The sequence below is a fragment of the Roseibium aggregatum genome, assembly GCF_014692675.1.
Lineage (GTDB): Bacteria > Pseudomonadota > Alphaproteobacteria > Rhizobiales > Stappiaceae > Roseibium > Roseibium aggregatum_C.
This window is the reverse complement of sequence record NZ_JABFCZ010000104.1, coordinates 1-441: the sequence shown is the minus strand read 5'-3', so window position 1 is coordinate 441 and position 441 is coordinate 1. Positions and strand designations below refer to the sequence as shown.

The window sequence follows — 441 nt, the reverse complement described above, 5'->3', positions numbered from 1 at the left end:
TGTCAGCCCCGTGCTGACTCAGTTGTTTATAATGCTGCATTTCACGCAATGTGTCAGTTGTCCCCACAACTGTTGCTTTAACCATCCGCAACGGCCAGCTGTTTACTGAGCATAATACGAACAGCAGCAGTGCCAGCCAGTTACGGTGACCGCGGTGGTGTGTCTGCCAGAAAATCACCATGAATACCAGAACCGTGACACTAACCAGAAAATGATAAACAGGAATCATCCCGGTAAACTCTGCAGCCTCATCAGCCGTGGTCTGCAGCCACGCGACAATAACACTGTTGTTGATTTTACCGTACGTCATACCCGCAGGCGCATACAGTGCACCACAGAACAGAAATAAAAGCGCTGTAATGGATGTGAGGGTATTTCTGTGTGCAAGAAGCAGAAGAAAGAACAGCAGCAACACATTCCCGGTGGTATTCTTCTCAGTGT

At 48.5% G+C, this 441-nt stretch carries 1 protein-coding gene; it reads right to left on the bottom strand.

The genetic code is table 11. The annotated features are described in order from the left end of the window. Positions 1–441: phosphoethanolamine transferase domain-containing protein (locus HK439_RS26495; protein ID WP_190294471.1), on the bottom strand; the 441-nt coding region annotated here is incomplete at both ends.